Origin of the sequence: Paraburkholderia fungorum (assembly GCF_902833645.1) — a bacterium.
Taxonomy (GTDB): domain Bacteria; phylum Pseudomonadota; class Gammaproteobacteria; order Burkholderiales; family Burkholderiaceae; genus Paraburkholderia; species Paraburkholderia fungorum.
In genome coordinates, this window is sequence record NZ_CADFGE010000002.1 from 332,608 (window position 1) to 349,645 (window position 17,038).

Here is a 17,038-nt window from a genome sequence, read left to right on the forward strand (position 1 = left end):
GGCATCTATCAGAACTACGCGGCGGCGCCGCGATCGGGTTCCATGCCTTCCACCCTGAACAGTCCACTATGCAACACTACGCCTTCCCCACCGTTGCGGTCGAGTGCTTCCGCGCAAACCGAACGGATACGGTTGCGGCCCCGGTTGAAGGCTGTGATCAACGCGGATTCGAGCGCGGAATCGGCGCCGAAATGATCTTCCAGCGCTTCGGCGCTGATCGCGCACACGACCGTTTCGCCATCGACGCGCGCCATGAATTGCACGGTCAGATTCGCGCCGTCGAAGACCGGCGGGTCGTCGGGAAAAGTAATGTGCATAAGGGAATCCTCATAGGCCGGACGCGGCAGGGTCGCGCTCATGACGAACCCTTCATTGCGCCGGCGAGTTGTTGCGCCATCGCGAGATGATGTCTGATGGTCGGCAACGCATGCGCGGCGGCCGCCTTCAACTGCGAATCGGTACCGCTCTGGCTCTCCTGCTGGAACAGATCGACCGCGCGCTGGTGCGCCTCCAGTCCGATCTGCTCGACATAGGCCTGATCGAATTCGCGACCTTTGAGCGTCTGCAGTTTGCCGACCAGCGCGGAGTCGGCTGCCGGCGTCACGGTGAGCCCCTTCTTCGCGACGAGCGCGGCCATGCCGTGCGAGAGTTTCGTATGGTCGGCGATCATCTGTTGCGCGAATTTCTTGACGTGCGGATCGCTCGAGTTCTTGAGCGCGATCCTGCTTGCCGCGATCTCGGTGGCGTCGGACTGCGAGGCATCCTGCACGAACTGCTGGTCTGCCGGCGAAAGTTGAGTGGCGCTCGTGGGCGCGTCGCTCGCGGGAGCGTCGCTGGCTTGCGCGCACACGGTGCCGACCGACGCCACGCCAAACCCTAGCGCAACGGTCATCACTTGTAGGGAATACCGGAATTTCATGCATTTTCTCCCTGGTCAACCTGTCTATCGAAGCGGGCCGGCCAACCTGGCCGCCAATCGCGTGCTGCCGTGCACGGTGCTCTCCACGCTGTCGTCGAAATACATAGCAAGCTACAGAGCAAATGCAGAGCAAGCCTTATGCCTTGTGATGCATCACTCGCCGCAAATCGAAGGAATGCTGGTTGCTCAGTTCTCCCTACATCGAAACGTAAAGGAGAAACGTCATGGCCAACCAGACTCAGACCCAAGGCGCACGTATCGTAGGCAAAGGCAGTGAGACCGCCGACGGTCCGGGCCCCGAGGTGATGGCAGCCGCCACCCTCGACGGCAACAAGGTGATCAGCAGCGACGGCGAGGATATCGGCAAGGTCAAGGACATCATGCTCGACGTCGGCTCGGGCCGCATCGCGTATGTAGTCCTCTCGAGCGGCGGCTTTCTCGGCATCGGCGACAAGCTGCTGGCCATTCCGTGGCGTGCGTTGACGCTCGACACGCAGCGGAAGTGTTTCGTCCTCGATATGACGGCCGAGCGTGTGAAAAATGCACCGGGGTTCGACAAGGATCACTGGCCGGCGATGGCTGACCAGACCTGGGCCACCTCCGTGCATCAGTACTACGGCAGCGAGCCTTACTGGGGACCCGCCCCGTATCATCGGCGCGACGACGTGGGGGTTGGCGACATTTCGGCGGCTTCGTCGGATGCGCCGGAAGCCGGCGGCGTAAAGCTATAGGACGGGAGGCAAAATCATGGGCGCGAGGAAAGCCACCGGCAAGACCAGCAGCAAATCGAAACGCCCCGCCACGGGCGGCAAGTCCGGGCGTCCGCCACGTCAAAGGCATGCTCGCGCGCATGCGGCGCATCGCGCGAAAACCGCCAGCCGAAGCCGCGCCAGGCAGCCGCAGAAGTGGTCGCATCACGTCATGGAGACCAGCGATGCGATGGATATCGAGCACGATATTTTCAAAACCGGCAGCGCGGAGTCGATCGCCGAATCGCTGAAACGATCGTCGACGCGAAGCCGCCGCCGCAAGGGCACGCCGTTCCAGTCGGCGATGTCGATGCTGAACTTCTATATCAATCGCGCAGGCAGGAATCTGCCGAAAGCGCGCCGCGACACCTTGCAACAGGCCAAACGCAAGTTGCGTGAGGCGTTCGGACGCGCACCATGAGATGACGTGTCCGGATGCTTAACCCTCAACCGGCCGCGCATGCTTCGTTTGCATGGCGGCCCCTGCCTGCGTGGTCACAAACGGAGTCGCCAGAACGGAGTCGCTAGAATACGATTCCTTGCACGCTGCAACAGGTTCCTCCCGTTCGATGACCGCTCCCGACAACTCAAGACGCGCAGAACGCGCGAATGCCGCCAATTCGCTGTTTGCTTTTCTCAAGACGCTGCCGCTCGGCGACCGCCTGGCCGAAGGCGGCGTGATGGCCGCGCAGGCGGTGGCCGGCGCCAGCCTCGCTTTCGCTATCGGGCGCTGGCTGCATACCGAACAGGCATTCTGGGCTGCGATTACGGCGATCGCGGTGAGTCAGCACAGTTATATCGACACCCGCAATCTCTCGCGCGATCAGTTCATCGGCGCGATGGTCGGGGGCATTTGCGGCCTCGTCGGCGCAACGCTCGGCGGCGGCAATCTCGCGGCTTATGCGGCCACCGTCGCCGTGGCAATCCTGACCTGCTGGGTCGTGAACGTCGGCAGCGCCGCGCGTTTGGGCGGCATTACCGCGACCATCATGCTGCTGGTGCCGGGCACCGGTTCGCCATGGGACAAGGCTCTGCTGCGCCTCGGCGAAGTCACGCTGGGCACGATCTGCGCGCTGCTGGTGACTCTGATCATGTCGTCGATCGAGAAACGCTGGTTCGGCAGACCCGGGAAGACTTAACCCTTAACGGGCATTCCGATCGCTCTCATGCGGTTGACGCCGGTAACGTCCCGGCGTCACCCCTACGCTCTGCTGGAACGCCTTGCCGAACGCGGCTTCCGATTGATACCCCACCGTCTCGCCGATCTCCGCGGCGCTACGCTGCGTGCGCCGCAGCAGGTCGCACGCAATCGTCATGCGAATCCGCGTGAGAAAGTCCATCACGCTCATACCCGCGCGCTCGTTAAAGTGGCGCGCGTAAGTCGCGCGGGACATCGCGGCGATCTCACCCAGTTCCGCGATCGTCCATGCTCGCTCGGGCATGCTCAGCATGTTTTGGACAGACGCACCGAGGCGCGCATCGGCCAGTAGAGCCAGCACGCCAGGACTGGATGCATGCCGTTCCCCATGCATGCGCAGGGCCATTGCGAAGAGTGCAAGGCTCAGTGCGGTGACGATTGCAAGCGCGCCAGGCTGACGCCGTTCGGCTTCGGTACGCATCAGCATAATCACCGTCTGCAGCGCGCCCAGTGTTTGCACGCCGCCGAGCGACACATGCAACGGATCGGGCAGCGCGTCGAGCAACAACGCGGAGGAACCGGGCGCGTAGACGAACCGGCCGCACAGAAGATCCAGATCCACGCCGAGGTCGCACTCGCCGCTCGAATCGCGCGTGTCGCCGCCATTGCCGCCATTGCCGACGGGATTGCGTGCCGGGTTGCATGCCGCAGGACAGGCTTCATTGACGGCGTGACTGCGCTCAGCATCGCGACCATCATTGCGGCGCACAGGCAGCATGCCGTCATGACCCAACCTGATCGGTGCGCCGCCGCCAGCCCGGCCGATATCGCGCACCCGATGCGCGGCGCCGCGTGGAAACAGCATGAAATCCCCCGCGCGCAATTCAAGCTGCTCGCCACTCGCCGTCTCGACGACGCAAGCGCCGTCCAGCACCAGGTGAAAAGGCGCAATTCCCGCCTCCATCGGCGCATGATCGACGTCGAAGCCGCCGCTGAACAGGCAACGCAGGTCGAGGCTGGCTTGCGGCCTGGCAAGGTCGATCAGCCGGCTAAGGGTATCCATGAGACGATCGCGCTAAAAGTTGAGCGAATCGAGTATTCAGGATGTCGCGGCACAGCGCAATACTTTGTCTCACGGCACCGGCATCCGCCGGCTTGCCCCCAACCAAGGAGCTCTGTCACGAGGAACTGAATCGATTACCGCAAGGAACTGTTCGGCCGTATCGGCGAGATCGCCAAAATGTCGCCGGATACGGTGAAGGGTTATCAAACGATCTCAGCCGCGGGTCAGAAGGCTGACCTGCTCGGCGCGAAGACGCGCGAACTGATCTCGCTGGCGGTCGCGGTAACCGCACGATGCGACGGCTGTATCACCGTGCACACCGCCGAAGCGCTGAAGCACGGCGCGACCCGCGAAGAAATCGCCGAAGCGCTCGGTGTCGCGATCGCGGTGAATGCGGGCGCCGCGATGGTGTACTCGGCGCGCACCATGGACGCCGTGGCCGCTTATCAGGCGGACCAGTCACCCTCGGCGTGAGGGAAGCCGCAGCTTCCCATACGCCTTGCACGGGCTAGAGCGGATGGCGCGCTTCTTCAAGCTGTTTGCGGCGCGCCTCGCCCTGGCGCTCCAGCATCCAGCCCGGGTACTCGGCCGGCAATACGCTGACCTTGTCGAGCTTCGCCAGTTCGTCGGCGTTCAGCGTGACACTGGTCGCCGCAATGTTGTCGTCGAGTTGCTCGATTTTCTTCGCCCCGACGATGACCGTGCTCACCACGCGTTGATGCAGCAGCCACGCGAGCGCGATCTGCGCCACCGAAACGTTCTTCGCCTCCGCGAGATCGCGCATCACGTCGATGCAGTCGTAAGCGCGTTCGCGATTGACCGGCGGAAAATCGAAGGTGGTGCGGCGGCTGCCCGCTTCGCCCTGCTGCTCACGCCCATATTTACCGCTCAGCAAGCCGCCCGCGAGCGGACTCCACACCATCAGCCCAAGCCCCTCGCTGCGCAGCATCGGCACGAGCTCGCGTTCGAGGTCGCGTCCCGCCAGCGTGTAATACGCCTGTAGCGTTTCAAAGCGCGCGAGACCGAGACGCTCCGCAATGCCCAGCGCCTTCACGATCTGCCACGCGGCCCAGTTCGACACGCCGACGTAGCGCACGTGGCCATGCTGAACCAGCGTGTCGAGCGCGCGCACGGTTTCCTCGATCGGCGTGGCCGGATCGAAGCCATGGATCTGATACAGGTCGACGTGATCGAGTTGCAGGCGTTTCAGGCTCGCCTTGACACCGTCGATGATGTGATAGCGCGAAGCGCCGCGTGCGTTCGGAAACCCGGCCGTTGGACCGAACACTTTGGTTGCGACCACAACTTTGTCGCGCGGCACTTTAAGGTTCTTCAGCGCCTGGCCTGTAATCTGTTCGGACAGTCCTTCCGCGTAGACGTCGGCGGTGTCGATGAAATTGATGCCGGCATCGAGCGCCCGGCCGACCAGCCGCTCCGCGTCCCCTTGCTGCAGATCGCCAATCTGCTTCCACATGCCTTCGCCACCGCCGAAGGTCATCGTGCCCAGGCATAGCTCTGAAACAAACACACCGGTACGGCCTAACGGGTTGTATCGCATCGTCGAGACTCCATTGAAGATTCGTGGTTCGGTGAGCCCTACAGAGTACTTCACCCGGCAAATTTCCACAGCGCGCGACACGTCGCACAAGCAGCCACCGAACGGACGTATGTTTCAAATTCATTACAGCGAGACGTCACTGTTACCGCTGAATGTTTCGCCTGGAAAAACAGTCCGATCCCTGGTGAGCCAGTCGCCATGCGGGTCTCCGGCAAGCGTCGGCGATTTGCAACATATTCGTCAGTTATGCCAGGGGCATTTGGAAAGTTTCGGTAAGACGTGTATAAGTCGGACCATTCCGCTCGTATGGTGCAGTGCCTTTACCAAAAGGACCACGCGTATGAAGAAGAAGAAAAAGTTTGGAATCGGCCTGGGCAGCGTCGTCCTGCTCTCCAGGGCGCTCACCCCTTCCGCGATGGCCGCGTGCAGCAATACCGCGCCGCCGAGCGGCACCACAGTCTCCTGCTCGGGCAGCGGCCTCCCCGCCGTCGTCGCGCAAACCGGCAGCACCGGTGTGACGATCAATGCCGACAACACCACCTCTGGCAACTTCGTACGCAGTGCCACCCCGGTCGTCTTCAGCGTCGACACCAACAGCACGATCACCAGCAGCGGCACTTTCTCGCTGACGGGCGGCGGCGGCACCGGCACCGCGCGCGGCGCCGTGCTGCTCGGCGTGAACAACGGCAATCAGATCACCAACGCGAACGGCGCCAGCATCACCACGAGCGGCGCCTATAACGACGGCATGGCCGCCAACGGCAGCGGCAACACACTGACCAACCGCGGCTCGATCACGACCAGCGGCCCCAACGCTTACGGCATGACGGCCGCGTGGGGACAAACGAACGTCGGGCAGTCGAACAACACGCTGATCAACAGCGGCACGGTGACGACCTCGGGCAGCAACGCACGCGCCGCATCGATTCTGGGCGGCAACGGCACCATCAACAACAGCGGCACGCTGTCCACCTCCGGCGCGAACAGTCCAACCGCTTATCTGCAAGGCAATAACGACCAGTTGATCAACAGCGGCACGATCACCGCGAGCGGTGCCGGCTCCGATGCGGTGTTCTCGAATACCGCGGGATCGAGCTTCGTGGCAACGATCCAGAACCTCGCGGGCGGCAGCATCATCAGCCAGAACGGCTCCGGCATCCGCACGCTCAATGGCAGCAGCACCATCACGAATGCCGGACTCGTGCAGAGCGGCATCGGCACGGCGATCACGATGGGCAACGGCAACAACACGCTGATCCTGCAAACCGGCTCCGTGATCAACGGCGCGGCCGACGGCGGCGCCGGAGGAACGGCCACGGTGATCCTGCAAGGCTCCGGCACCGCATCGAACGCGTTTACCAATTTTCAGACCTTGCTGATGCAAGGGGCGCTGTGGAACTGGACCGGCAGCGGGACCTTCTCGCTCGCGCATGTGCAAACCGGCACGCTCAGTCTCACCGGTACACTCGGCGCAAGCGCGACGGCGCTGGTCGATAGCGGCGCGACCTTGCAGGCGAATGCGCAGAACCTGCCCGCGAGCGTCACCGACAATGGCCTGGTACGCTTTGCCCAGGACAGCGCGGGCACCTACGCAGGAACGATCAGCGGCACCGGCGCGGTCGATAAAACTGGCGCCGGCGTATTGACGCTCGCGCCGACGGCGACCACCGGCAACACCTACTCGGGCGGTACGACTATCGATCAAGGCGGAATCGCGGTGGGCGCGGACAATGCGCTCGGCGCGAACACAGGTGGTCTGACGTTCAACAGCGGCACCTTGCAATTGACCTCGAGCTTCGACCTCGCCGGCACGCGCGCAATAACACTGGCAGCGGGCGGCGGCGCCATCGACACACAAGCGTTCAACTCCACACTCACGCAGGCCGTAAGCGGAAGCGGCGCCTTGACGAAAGCCGGCAGCGGCAGTTTGCTGATGACCGGCGTGAGCACCTATAGCGGCCCCACCACGGTCGCCGCGGGCAGTCTCGCGATCGGCGACGCTAGCCATGCGAACGCCGCGCTGACCGGCGGCGGCGCCACCACGGTGGCCGCCGGCGCGACGCTCGGCGGCTATGGCAGCGTGACGGGCGCCGTCCAGAACAATGGCACGCTGGCGGTGGCGAATGCACTGCCCTTGTTGGCCAGCGAGGGGACCGGCGCGTTCTCGATAAACGGCTCACTGCTCAATGCAGGACTCGTGCAGATTGGCGGTCCGGCCAGCGCCGGCGTCGGCAATGTGCTGAACGTGACGGGCAACTATACCGGCCAGAATGGCACCATCGGACTGAACACCGTTGTCGCCGGCGACGGCGCGGCGTCCGATCGCCTCGTACTGAGCGCCGGGACGGCCAGCGGTTCGACCCGTCTGCAAGTCACGAACATCGGCGGCCAGGGCGCGCAAACGATTGCGGACGGCATCGAGCTGGTTAAGGGGGCCAACGGCGCCACCACGGCTTCGAGCGCGTTCACGCTGGCCACACCGGTGAAGGCCGGCGCGTACTCTTACTACCTCGCCAAAGGCGGTGTGAGCGGCGGTACAACGGACAACTGGTATCTGCGCAATACGGTCGCGCCACTGCCCACGGCTACACCGGGCGAGCCGCCTGGCACGCCCGGCGAGCCCCCGGTCGCCGAACCCGGCGTGCCGGTTGCAGCCGAGGGCACACCGCCCTTGCCGCCCGCACCGCCGGCCGGCTCGGCCGCCACGCCGCTCTATCGCGTCGAAGTGCCGATCTACGCCGCGGCGCCCGGTGTCGCGCGTGAACTCGGCCTGATGCAGATCGATACGTTTCACGACCGCCTGGGCGATCAGGCCTTATTGAGCGAAAGCGGCACATTGCCTGCCGCATGGGGCCGCGTATGGGGTGGTCATAGCGTGTTGAGCCAGAGCGGTACGGCAAGTCCGCAATTCGACGGGTCCGTGTACGGCATTCAGGCCGGCCAGGATCTTTACGCGGATCACGGCGCGAGCGGCCAGCGCAACCACTACGGCGTGTTCGTCGGTTTCGCGCGGGCCACCGGCGACGTCGACGGCTTTGCGCTCGGCATGCCCAATCTCGCGGTGGGCCACCTTGCGATCAACGCGTATAGCCTCGGCGGTTACTGGACCCATGTCGGCCCGAGCGGCTGGTACACCGACGCCGTGCTGATGGGAAGCTCGCCGAACGTCGATCCGCGCTCGCGCGACGGCGTCGGCACGACGACGCACGGGAATGCGGTCACCGGTTCGCTCGAAGGCGGCTTGCCGATTCCGCTCGGTGCGGGCCTCTCGCTCGAACCGCAGGCGCAACTCGTGTGGCAGCACCTTGCGCTGTCCGATTTCAACGACGGGGTGTCGAGTGTCGGCTTCAATAGCGGCAATACTTTTGTCGGACGAATCGGTGCGCGCCTGCAAGGTCAGTTCGATGCCTTCGCGACAGCATGGCGCCCTTATCTGCGCGTCAGCCTCTTGCGCGAATTCGGTGCCGACGACAAAGTCACCTTCGGCGGAGGAACCGTCATGCAGGGGACGGTCGGACAAACCGAGGCGCAGCTCGGCGCGGGTGTGGTCGGCAAATTCAGCGCGTCCGGCAGCGTGTTCGCGACGCTCGGCTGGCTGACGAACCTGGGCGGCGCGCATCAGAGAACGATAACCGGCGACGCGGGCGTGCGCTGGATCTGGTAGTTTCCGCATAGCCAGCTAAGCGCTACCGGTGCGGCGCGGCACGATCCGCGCCGGTAGCAATTGCCAGCGCGCTTCACACCTTCCTCGCCCCCGGTCGGCCCTCGGCAAAGCCGGTAAAAACCTGCCAGACTGAACGCTGATCTTCGCTACAGGCCGGCGCTAGCCGTCCTCTGGATATGGCACGCCGCGCCCCCATCTATGTCAGCATGACTTCGGCCTCGACATCCGCGACCGCCTTGCGCGCGCACCCTGATTCCGCCAGCTTCGATCCGGCCTCGCGGACGGCGCCAGACGCCGCTGCGCGTCCCGCCTCCGGCCTTTCAACGGCCACTGTGCTCGATGACTTCCATCCCGCGGTCGCCGGCTGGTTCCTGAAGACCTTCCCGGCGCCCACTGACGCGCAGGCGGCCGCCTGGCCGCAGATTCGCAGCGGCCGCTCAACGCTCGTCGCCGCGCCCACCGGTTCGGGCAAAACCCTCACCGCCTTTCTGTCAGCGCTCGACGAACTGGTTCAGCAAGGCCTCGCCAACGGCGGTGTCCTGCCCGACGAAACCCTGGTGGTCTACGTCTCGCCGCTCAAAGCACTGTCCAACGACATCCGCATCAATCTGGAAGTGCCGTTGCAGGGCATCGCCGCGGAACTCGACGCGCGCGGCTTAGCGCCGCTCGAAATTCGCACCGCCGTGCGCACCGGCGACACTACGCAACAGGAGCGCAACGCGCTGAAAAAGCGCGCGCCGCATATTCTCGTGACCACGCCGGAATCGCTCTACGTCCTGCTCGGTTCGGATTCCGGCCGGCGCATGCTGTCGACGGTGCGCACGGTGATCGTCGACGAAATTCATGCGCTCGCCGGCAGCAAGCGCGGCAGCCATCTGGCGCTCAGCCTCGAGCGGCTCGACGCGCTGTGCGAGCGGCGCTTGCCGCGGATCGGACTGTCGGCGACGCAAAAACCGGTCAGCGCCGTTGCGCGCTTCCTGGTGGGCGGCGCGAGTATCGAAAGCCCCACTCCCGCGGATTGCGCGATCGTCGACGTGGGGCACATCCGCGAGCGCGACCTCGCACTCGAGATTCCGCCCGTGCCGCTCGAAGCGGTGATGCCTAACGAAGTGTGGGAACGCGTCTACGACCGGCTCGCCGAATTGATCGCAATGCATCGCACCACGCTCATTTTCGTCAACACGCGCCGTATGGCCGAACGCGCCGCGCGTCATCTGAGCGAGCGCCTCGGTAAGGACGCGGTCGCAGCACACCACGGCAGCCTCGCGAAGGAACACCGCTTCGACGCCGAGCAGCGCCTCAAACGCGGCGACTTGCGGGTGCTGATCGCCACCGCCTCCCTGGAACTGGGCATCGATATCGGCGACGTGGATCTGGTCTGCCAGATGGGTTCGCCACGCGCGATCGCGCCGTTCCTGCAGCGCGTGGGGCGCTCGGGCCACCACGTCGGCGGCATGCCGAAGGGTCGGCTGTTTCCGGCCTCGCGCGACGATCTGATCGAATGCGCGGCGCTGCTCGATTGCGTGCGGCGTGGCGAACTCGATGCATTGCGGATCCCGCGCGCGCCGCTCGATGTGCTCGCCCAACAGATCGTGGCCGAGGTGTCGAGCAACGAACTGAGCGAAGACGCGTTGTTCGACATGGTGCGACGCGCGGCCCCCTACGCCCAACTCGAACGCGAGCAATATGACGCCGTGCTGCGCATGCTCGCGGAAGGCTACACGAGCCGCAACGGCCCGCGCGGCGCCTATATTCACCGCGACGTAGTGAGCGGCACGCTGCGCGGCCGGCGCGGCGGAAAACTGGTCGCCGTGACCTCGGGCGGCACGATTCCCGAGAACGCCGACTATGCGGTGGTGCTCGAGCCGCAGGCGATCAATATCGGCACCGTCAACGAGGATTTCGCGGTCGAGAGTCTCGCGGGCGATGTGTTCCAGCTCGGCAACGCGTCATATCGCATTTTGCGGATCGAGAGCGGCCGCGTGCGAGTCGAGGACGCGCAAGGGCAGCCGCCGAATATTCCGTTCTGGCTGGGTGAAGCGCCGGGGCGCAGCGATGAACTGTCATTCGGCGTGGCGCGCCTGCGCGAAGAGATCGAGCGTCGGCTTGCCGGGAACGCGGACGATGCCGGTATCGATACCGATTCCATGGCTGAACGCCTGCAGCACGCGATCGACTGGCTCATCGATACCCTCGGTCTCGACGAAGCCGCCGCCCGCCAGATTGTCGACTACCTCGCTCGTGCACGTGCCGCCCTCAGCGTGCTGCCGACGCAAAACACGCTGGTCATGGAGCGCTTTTTCGACGAATCAGGCGGTACGCAACTCGTGATCCACACGCCGTTCGGCAGCCGCGTGAATCGCGCGTGGGGGCTCGCCTTGCGCAAGCGTTTTTGCCGGACCTTCAACTTCGAACTGCAAGCCGCCGCCACCGAAGACGCGATCGTCCTCTCACTCACCGGCAGCCATTCGTTCGTACTCGACGACGTATGGCGCTATCTGCATTCGAACAGCGCCGAGCATCTGTTGATCCAGGCGCTGCTCGACGCACCGCTGTTCGGCGTGCGCTGGCGCTGGAACGCCACCACCTCGCTCGGCCTGCCGCGCTATACCGGCGGGCGCAAGACGCCGCCGCAATTGCAGCGCATGCGTAGCGAAGATCTGCTGGCAAGCGTGTTTCCGGAGCAAGCTGCGTGCCTGGAGAACGTTGTCGGCGAGCGTGAACTCCCGCGCCATCCGTTAGTGGACCAAACCGTCGACGACTGCCTGCACGAAGCGATGGATAGCGACCGCTGGCTCGCTTTGCTGCGTCGCATCGAACAGGGCGACGTGCGGTTGATCGCCCGCGATCTGCCGGCGCCCTCGCCGCTTGCCGCCGAAATCCTCAACGCAAAACCGTATGCCTATCTCGACGACGCACCAATCGAAGAGCGCCGCACGCAAGCGGTACTGAACCGGCGCTGGACCGATCCGGCCAGCGCCGACGACCTTGGCGCCCTGGACGCCGACGCGATCAACAGCGTACGCGGCGAAGCATGGCCGCAGGCACGCACCGCCGACGAGATGCACGAAGCGCTAACGGGCCTCGCGTGCATCACCGGAACCGAAGCGGGTCACAACGAAGGCTGGCCGGCGTGGCTCGCGTCGCTTGCCGAATCCGGCCGCGCGACCCGCCTGCGGTTCGGCGGCGACGACGTGCTGTGGCTACCCGTCGAGCGCCTGACCTGTTTCCAGGCGCTCTATCCGGACGCGCCGTTCGAGCCGCCGCTCACCGCACCGAAGGGCTTCACCGAGACCTGGAGCGCCGACGACGCCCTGCTCGACGTGTTGCGCGCGCGGCTGACCGGTTTTGGCCCGCTGCCGGTGCACGCGATTGCGCAAGCGCTGCGCTTGCCGGCGGCATCTGTCGAACAGACCTTGCTGCGCCTCGAAGCGGAAGGCTACGTGATGCGTGGCCGCTTCTCGCCGGGCGCAAGCGAGGAAGAGTGGTGCGAACGCCACTTACTGGCGCGGATACACCGCTATACCGTGAAGCGCTTGCGCCGCGAGATCGAGCCGGTGGAACGGCACGACTTCATGCGCTTTCTATTCGAGTGGCAGCATCTGACGCCGGACACCCGCAGTGAAGGACGTGAAGCGTTGGCCGCCGTGCTTGAACAGATGGAGGGTTTTCAGGCGGCTGCGGGCGCATGGGAAGAAGACATTCTGCCGGCACGCGTGAAGGCGTACGCAAATACTTCGCTGGACGAACTATGCCGGGCCGGCAAGATCGTCTGGACCCGTCTGACCGAACGGGCACGCGGCGCGGCGGGGCCGGTGCGCAGCACGCCGATCGTGTTGCTGCCGCGCGCTCAGGTGCGTGTCTGGAGCGCGCTGATCGATCCGTCAAAGCAGCCGGAGCTATCGGCGCGGGCGCAGCTCGTTTATGACACGTTAGCGCAGCACGGCGCGATGTTCTTCGACGAATTGCTCACTGAAGTAAGCGGCTTGCGGATGGAACTGGAGAACGCATTGGGCGAACTGGTCGCAGCAGGCCTCGTGAATTCCGATAGTTTCGCTGGCTTGCGCGCGCTACTCAAACCTGCCGCCAAACGCAGTACGTATTCGAGCAGCCGCCGTGTCAGGTCGGGTGCATTCATCGGAGGAATGGACGACGCGGGACGCTGGGCGCTCGTCAATCGGCAAACCGTTGCCGCCGCGCCGGAAACTTCGCCCGCGCGTCGCCAGCAGTTCGCGCCCGAGACACTCGAACACATCGCGATGACGCTGCTGCGCCGCTATGGCGTAGTGTTCTGGCGTTTGCTCGAACGCGAGGCCGAGTGGTTGCCGCCGTGGCGCGATCTGTTGCGTGTTTTACAGCGGCTCGAAGCGCGCGGCGTGGTTCGCGGCGGCCGATTTATCAATGGGCTCGCCGGCGAACAGTTCGCATTACCGGAAGCGATTCCATTGTTGCGGGAAGTTCGGCGACATGCGAACGACGGTGCATTTGTGTGCGTTGCCGCAACCGATCCTTTAAATCTCGCGGGCACTTTACTGGTCGGCGAACGGGTGCCTGCTGTCGCCGGAAATCGGATTCTGTATCGCGATGGTGTTGTTATCGCGACACTAATTGCGGGGGCATTCTGGTTTGCCCCTGACGTGGAAACGATTCCCGCCGAACGGGAGCACGCACGAAGCCTGCTGGCGCGGCGATTCTAAAGCGATTTTGATTCGATTCTGAAACAATTTCTATGCGTTTTCGCGAGCTTCGCACGCATATGTGGCGCAACAAAAGTTTAAAGACAAAGCCCATTCGGATCGTTAATGTTTTATGGGCCCGAATATCAGTTGCTTCGCTACAATGAGGCAAGTCTTTAAGTATGATGAGACTGTTTGCCGCCAATCCACCTTCATGGTGGGGCCCATCGGCACACCGCCCAGGGATCTCATGAACGACGACCAACACGATCAGGTGCTTTTTGCGCAGTTCGGCACAAGCAGCCCTTGCTGGCGTTTGTCGAACGACAGCAACGCATTGGAACTCACGCCGGTCAGCGGCGACGTGCCGGCTAACGTCGCAATTCCGCTGAATCCCCAGCAGGCCTCGCAAATCCGCTGCCTCACCGGCATCACTTCGCACCTCGTTCTCGACGTGCGGCTGTTCGGCGAGCCGCTGCGCCTGCACCTCGTCGGAAAAAAACTCGCCAGCAATACCTGGGCAGGCACCGCTTCGGCCTACGACGATACGGAGTCCGTCGCACGCGATCTGGTCCATGGTCTGTCGTTCGCCGAACAGGTCGTCTCCGAAGTCAATTCGGTTGTGGTCATCGTCGACCAACACGGCCGTATACAGCGCTTTAACCGCCTTGCCGAGGAGCTCACCGGCGTCAAGGAAGAAGACATTGTTGGGCGCAATGTGTGGGCGTTGTTCATGAGCACTGAATCTGGCGCGGCATCGAGCCAGAACATCGCGGGCTTCTTCAATCGCGGCGTCTCGTACGAAGTCGAGCGGCGCGTGAAAACCCTGCGCGGCGAACGGCTCTTTCTGTTTCGCAACAAGTTCGTTCACAGCGGCAGCGGTGTCGACGAACAGTTTCTGATCTGCTCGGGCACCGACATCACCGAAGAACGGCTCGCGCAGGACCGGCTCACTGAACTGGCGAACACCGATTCGCTCACCGGCCTCGCCAATCGCAATGCGATCCAGGACAAGATCCGGACTGCGATAGAAGATGCGGCGCCAGGCGAATCGGTCGGCGTGCTGTTCCTCGATCTCGACAACTTCAAGAAGGTCAACGACCACTACGGCCACGTTTTCGGCGACCGGTTGATCTGCGACGTATCCTCGGCGATCCACGCCTGCCTGAACGAAGGCGACGCGCTCGCGCGCCTCGGCGGCGACGAGTTCATCGTGCTCGCCACCAGGTGCACCGCCCACGATCTCGAAGCAACCGCGCAACGCATTCTCGAACGCCTGCGCACGCCGTTTAGCCTGGGGCTCGTCGAGGTCTACACCGGCTGCTCGATCGGCATCGCGCTATATCCGGAGCACGGCGACAACCTCGAATCGCTGATCCGTTCCGCGGACACGGCAATGTACGTCGCCAAAGACGAAGGCAAGCGCACCTATCGCGTGTTCTCGCCCGACATGAACCGCAAGGTGGCGGAGTACATGTGGCTCGATACCAACTTGCGGCGCGGCCTCGAAGAAGGCCAGTTAACCCTGCACTATCAACCCAAGCTCTCGCTCGCCACCGGCGTGGTGCAAGGCGCGGAGGCGCTGGTGCGCTGGAACTCGCCCGAGCGCGGGCAGATCATGCCGGCGGAGTTCATCCGCTATGCGGAGGAATCCGGCCTCATCGGCGTGCTCGGCCGCTGGGTCATGGAAACAGCCGCGCGGCAAGCCGCCAAGTGGAAGGCCGACGGCTATAACCTGCGCATCGCGATCAACGTGTCGGCACGGCAACTGGTCGATACCGCCGTGGTGCGCCATTTCAGTGAAGCGCTGCAATGCGCGAATCTCGATCCCTGCCTGATCGATCTGGAGCTCACCGAGAGCTGCCTGATCGAGGACGAGGCGGCGGCGATCGATCTGATCACGCAGTTCCGCCAACTCGGCGCGCAGGTTCACCTGGACGATTTCGGCACAGGCTACTCGTCGCTCTCGCAACTGGGCCGCATTCCGCTCGACGTCATCAAGCTCGACCGCAGTTTCGTCCGCTCGATCAATGCCGACACCAAGGCGCAGGCCCTGGTGCGCTCGATGGTGGCGGTCGCGCAGGAACTGAATTTCAAGGTGGTCGCCGAAGGCATCGAAACCGAGGCCGAAGAGGTGTTCATGAAGGGGCTGGGCGTCGACTACGTGCAGGGCTTTCTGTATGGTCAGGCCATGCCGGCCGCGGAGTTCGAGCGCTGGTTGCAGGATAGGCAGAAGCTCAGGCTGATTGCCTGAGCTTCCGCGCAACCGGTGGCCCACAGGAAGTGCCCCGCCCCGAAAGAAGTCCCCGTGGAGTATTGGCGGCCCGCGCCCGCTGCGGTTCGCCGTCGTCGAGAGCCGGATCGATTCAGGCGAAATTGGCCGCACTGGAAGCTGTCTGGCGCAAATTTGAAGTACGGCGATTTTGCAGCATCACCAGCCGCTCCATGAAGGCCAAGTCCTTCTCTTCGATCATGAAGGCGGCATTCACCCAGTCCTCGGTAATTTCCATCAGTTCGGCGCGCGAGAGTTGCAAGACGCGCTGACGCGCCCGCAGCATCGCGCGGATTCCGTTCATCTTCGGCTTGAGCGTGTCAATGAACGTACGCGTCGCCATATAAGCGTCGCCCGGCTCGAACAGATGGTCGACCAGCCCCTTGCTGAAGTGCCATTCCGCCGTATGCGATTCGCCCACGCCGATCAATTCCTCGGCCAGACGCATGCCCACCTTGCGCGCGACCAGCGAATAACCGCCCATGCCCGGGAACAGATTGAATGCGATCTCCGGAAAACCCATGCGCGCATCGTTCTGCGCCAGCACGAAATGGTGCGCGAGCGCCGCCTCGAAGCCCCCACCCAGTGCCGTGCCCTCCACCATGGCGATCGAAATCGCTCCGGTGTCGAAGCCGCGTGCCGCCGCATGCACACAATCGACACAGGCTCGCGCGTACGACAGCAGCGACTGACGCTTGCCCGAGCGGATCGAGTCGGCAAAGAAATCGAGGTCGCCGCCGACATTGAACATGGTCGGAATCAGCGAACCCGTTACCCAGAAATCGATCGGCAGGCCGGATTCTCGTGCTGCCTGCGCGAGACCCAGAATGTCATGGACCAGTTCGAGATTGAAACAGGGACGCGGTTGTGCCCGCAGCATCATCCACATGATGTTACGGCCTTCTTCATAGTAAGCCGAGATTTGCGACAAATTGCCGGCCTCGAGGAACGGACGGCAGGCGTGGTGATTATGTAGATTCATTTTGAATGATCCTTTTA

Annotated in this window: 12 protein-coding genes; 7 read left to right on the forward strand and 5 right to left on the reverse strand. The window is 63.8% G+C overall.

Annotated elements, in window-relative coordinates:
• Window positions 1-14: 14 nt before the first annotated feature.
• Together HWX91_RS08180 and HWX91_RS08185 are read right to left on the reverse strand one after the other, a co-directional pair.
• Window positions 15-359 (reverse strand): DUF1488 family protein, encoded by a 345-nt coding sequence (locus HWX91_RS08180; protein WP_028194645.1) that lies wholly within the window; start codon window positions 357-359, stop codon window positions 15-17.
• Window positions 356-919, reverse strand: coding sequence for a DUF4142 domain-containing protein (locus HWX91_RS08185; protein ID WP_028194646.1), 564 nt, complete (start codon window positions 917-919; stop codon window positions 356-358). Before HWX91_RS08185 ends, HWX91_RS08180 begins: the two co-directional genes overlap by 4 nt.
• A gap of 224 nt (window positions 920-1,143) precedes the next feature.
• Here HWX91_RS08185 and HWX91_RS08190 point away from each other — a divergent pair, with 224 nt between their 5' ends.
• The 3 genes from HWX91_RS08190 (at window position 1,144) to HWX91_RS08200 (ending at window position 2,807) form a co-directional block, all read left to right on the forward strand.
• Window positions 1,144-1,650 carry a PRC-barrel domain-containing protein gene (locus HWX91_RS08190; RefSeq protein ID WP_028194647.1) on the forward strand — a complete coding sequence of 169 codons (507 nt, stop codon included), beginning with the start codon at window positions 1,144-1,146 and terminating at the stop codon, window positions 1,648-1,650.
• Between the two features lie 16 nt (window positions 1,651-1,666).
• Window positions 1,667-2,089 (forward strand): DUF3175 domain-containing protein, encoded by a 423-nt coding sequence (locus tag HWX91_RS08195; protein ID WP_028194648.1) that lies wholly within the window; start codon window positions 1,667-1,669, stop codon window positions 2,087-2,089.
• 148 nt (window positions 2,090-2,237) lie between these two features.
• Window positions 2,238-2,807 (forward strand): FUSC family protein, encoded by a 570-nt coding sequence (locus HWX91_RS08200; RefSeq protein ID WP_028194649.1) that lies wholly within the window; start codon window positions 2,238-2,240, stop codon window positions 2,805-2,807.
• Between the two features lie 3 nt (window positions 2,808-2,810).
• Here the strand turns inward: HWX91_RS08200 and HWX91_RS08205 are convergent, their stop codons facing one another.
• On the reverse strand, window positions 2,811-3,869 hold the full coding sequence (locus HWX91_RS08205; protein WP_028194650.1) for an AraC family transcriptional regulator: 1,059 nt from the start codon (window positions 3,867-3,869) through the stop codon (window positions 2,811-2,813).
• 177 nt (window positions 3,870-4,046) lie between these two features.
• Here HWX91_RS08205 and HWX91_RS08210 point away from each other — a divergent pair, with 177 nt between their 5' ends.
• Window positions 4,047-4,343 carry a carboxymuconolactone decarboxylase family protein gene (locus HWX91_RS08210; protein WP_042273986.1) on the forward strand — a complete coding sequence of 99 codons (297 nt, stop codon included), beginning with the start codon at window positions 4,047-4,049 and terminating at the stop codon, window positions 4,341-4,343.
• A 34-nt stretch (window positions 4,344-4,377) separates the two neighbouring features.
• Here HWX91_RS08210 and HWX91_RS08215 read toward each other — a convergent pair whose 3' ends face one another.
• Window positions 4,378-5,427, reverse strand: a complete 1,050-nt coding sequence (locus HWX91_RS08215) for an aldo/keto reductase (RefSeq protein ID WP_028194652.1) — start codon at window positions 5,425-5,427, stop codon at window positions 4,378-4,380.
• 340 nt (window positions 5,428-5,767) lie between these two features.
• Between HWX91_RS08215 and HWX91_RS08220 the strand changes: the two genes are divergently transcribed.
• The 3 genes from HWX91_RS08220 (at window position 5,768) to pdeR (ending at window position 16,021) form a co-directional block, all read left to right on the forward strand.
• Window positions 5,768-9,091 carry an autotransporter outer membrane beta-barrel domain-containing protein gene (locus HWX91_RS08220; protein WP_042273988.1) on the forward strand — a complete coding sequence of 1,108 codons (3,324 nt, stop codon included), beginning with the start codon at window positions 5,768-5,770 and terminating at the stop codon, window positions 9,089-9,091.
• 206 nt (window positions 9,092-9,297) lie between these two features.
• Window positions 9,298-13,788: a DEAD/DEAH box helicase gene (locus HWX91_RS08225; protein WP_081832937.1), complete on the forward strand. Its 4,491-nt coding sequence runs from the start codon at window positions 9,298-9,300 to the stop codon at window positions 13,786-13,788.
• Between the two features lie 229 nt (window positions 13,789-14,017).
• The gene (gene pdeR / locus HWX91_RS08230; protein ID WP_028194655.1) at window positions 14,018-16,021 is read left to right on the forward strand and encodes a cyclic di-GMP phosphodiesterase; all 2,004 of its coding nucleotides are present in this window, start codon (window positions 14,018-14,020) and stop codon (window positions 16,019-16,021) included.
• 112 nt (window positions 16,022-16,133) lie between these two features.
• Here pdeR and HWX91_RS08235 read toward each other — a convergent pair whose 3' ends face one another.
• A complete protein-coding gene (locus HWX91_RS08235; RefSeq protein ID WP_028194656.1) occupies window positions 16,134-17,021 on the reverse strand; it encodes a crotonase/enoyl-CoA hydratase family protein in 888 nt (295 codons plus the stop codon).
• Window positions 17,022-17,038 lie beyond the last annotated feature (17 nt).

Excerpts from the sequence above, each read along its gene's own strand:
- HWX91_RS08180 (WP_028194645.1), bottom strand. The coding sequence starts at position 359 with ATGAGCGCGACCCTGCCGCGTCCGGCCTATGAGGATTCCCTTATGCAC.
- HWX91_RS08185 (WP_028194646.1), bottom strand. The coding sequence starts at position 919 with ATGAAATTCCGGTATTCCCTACAAGTGATGACCGTTGCGCTAGGGTTT.
- HWX91_RS08190 (WP_028194647.1), top strand. The coding sequence starts at position 1,144 with ATGGCCAACCAGACTCAGACCCAAGGCGCACGTATCGTAGGCAAAGGC.
- HWX91_RS08195 (WP_028194648.1), top strand. The coding sequence starts at position 1,667 with ATGGGCGCGAGGAAAGCCACCGGCAAGACCAGCAGCAAATCGAAACGC.
- HWX91_RS08200 (WP_028194649.1), top strand. The coding sequence starts at position 2,238 with ATGACCGCTCCCGACAACTCAAGACGCGCAGAACGCGCGAATGCCGCC.
- HWX91_RS08205 (WP_028194650.1), bottom strand. The coding sequence starts at position 3,869 with ATGGATACCCTTAGCCGGCTGATCGACCTTGCCAGGCCGCAAGCCAGC.
- HWX91_RS08210 (WP_042273986.1), top strand. The coding sequence starts at position 4,047 with ATGTCGCCGGATACGGTGAAGGGTTATCAAACGATCTCAGCCGCGGGT.
- HWX91_RS08215 (WP_028194652.1), bottom strand. The coding sequence starts at position 5,427 with ATGCGATACAACCCGTTAGGCCGTACCGGTGTGTTTGTTTCAGAGCTA.
- HWX91_RS08220 (WP_042273988.1), top strand. The coding sequence starts at position 5,768 with ATGAAGAAGAAGAAAAAGTTTGGAATCGGCCTGGGCAGCGTCGTCCTG.
- HWX91_RS08225 (WP_081832937.1), top strand. The coding sequence starts at position 9,298 with ATGACTTCGGCCTCGACATCCGCGACCGCCTTGCGCGCGCACCCTGAT.
- pdeR (WP_028194655.1), top strand. The coding sequence starts at position 14,018 with ATGAACGACGACCAACACGATCAGGTGCTTTTTGCGCAGTTCGGCACA.
- HWX91_RS08235 (WP_028194656.1), bottom strand. The coding sequence starts at position 17,021 with ATGAATCTACATAATCACCACGCCTGCCGTCCGTTCCTCGAGGCCGGC.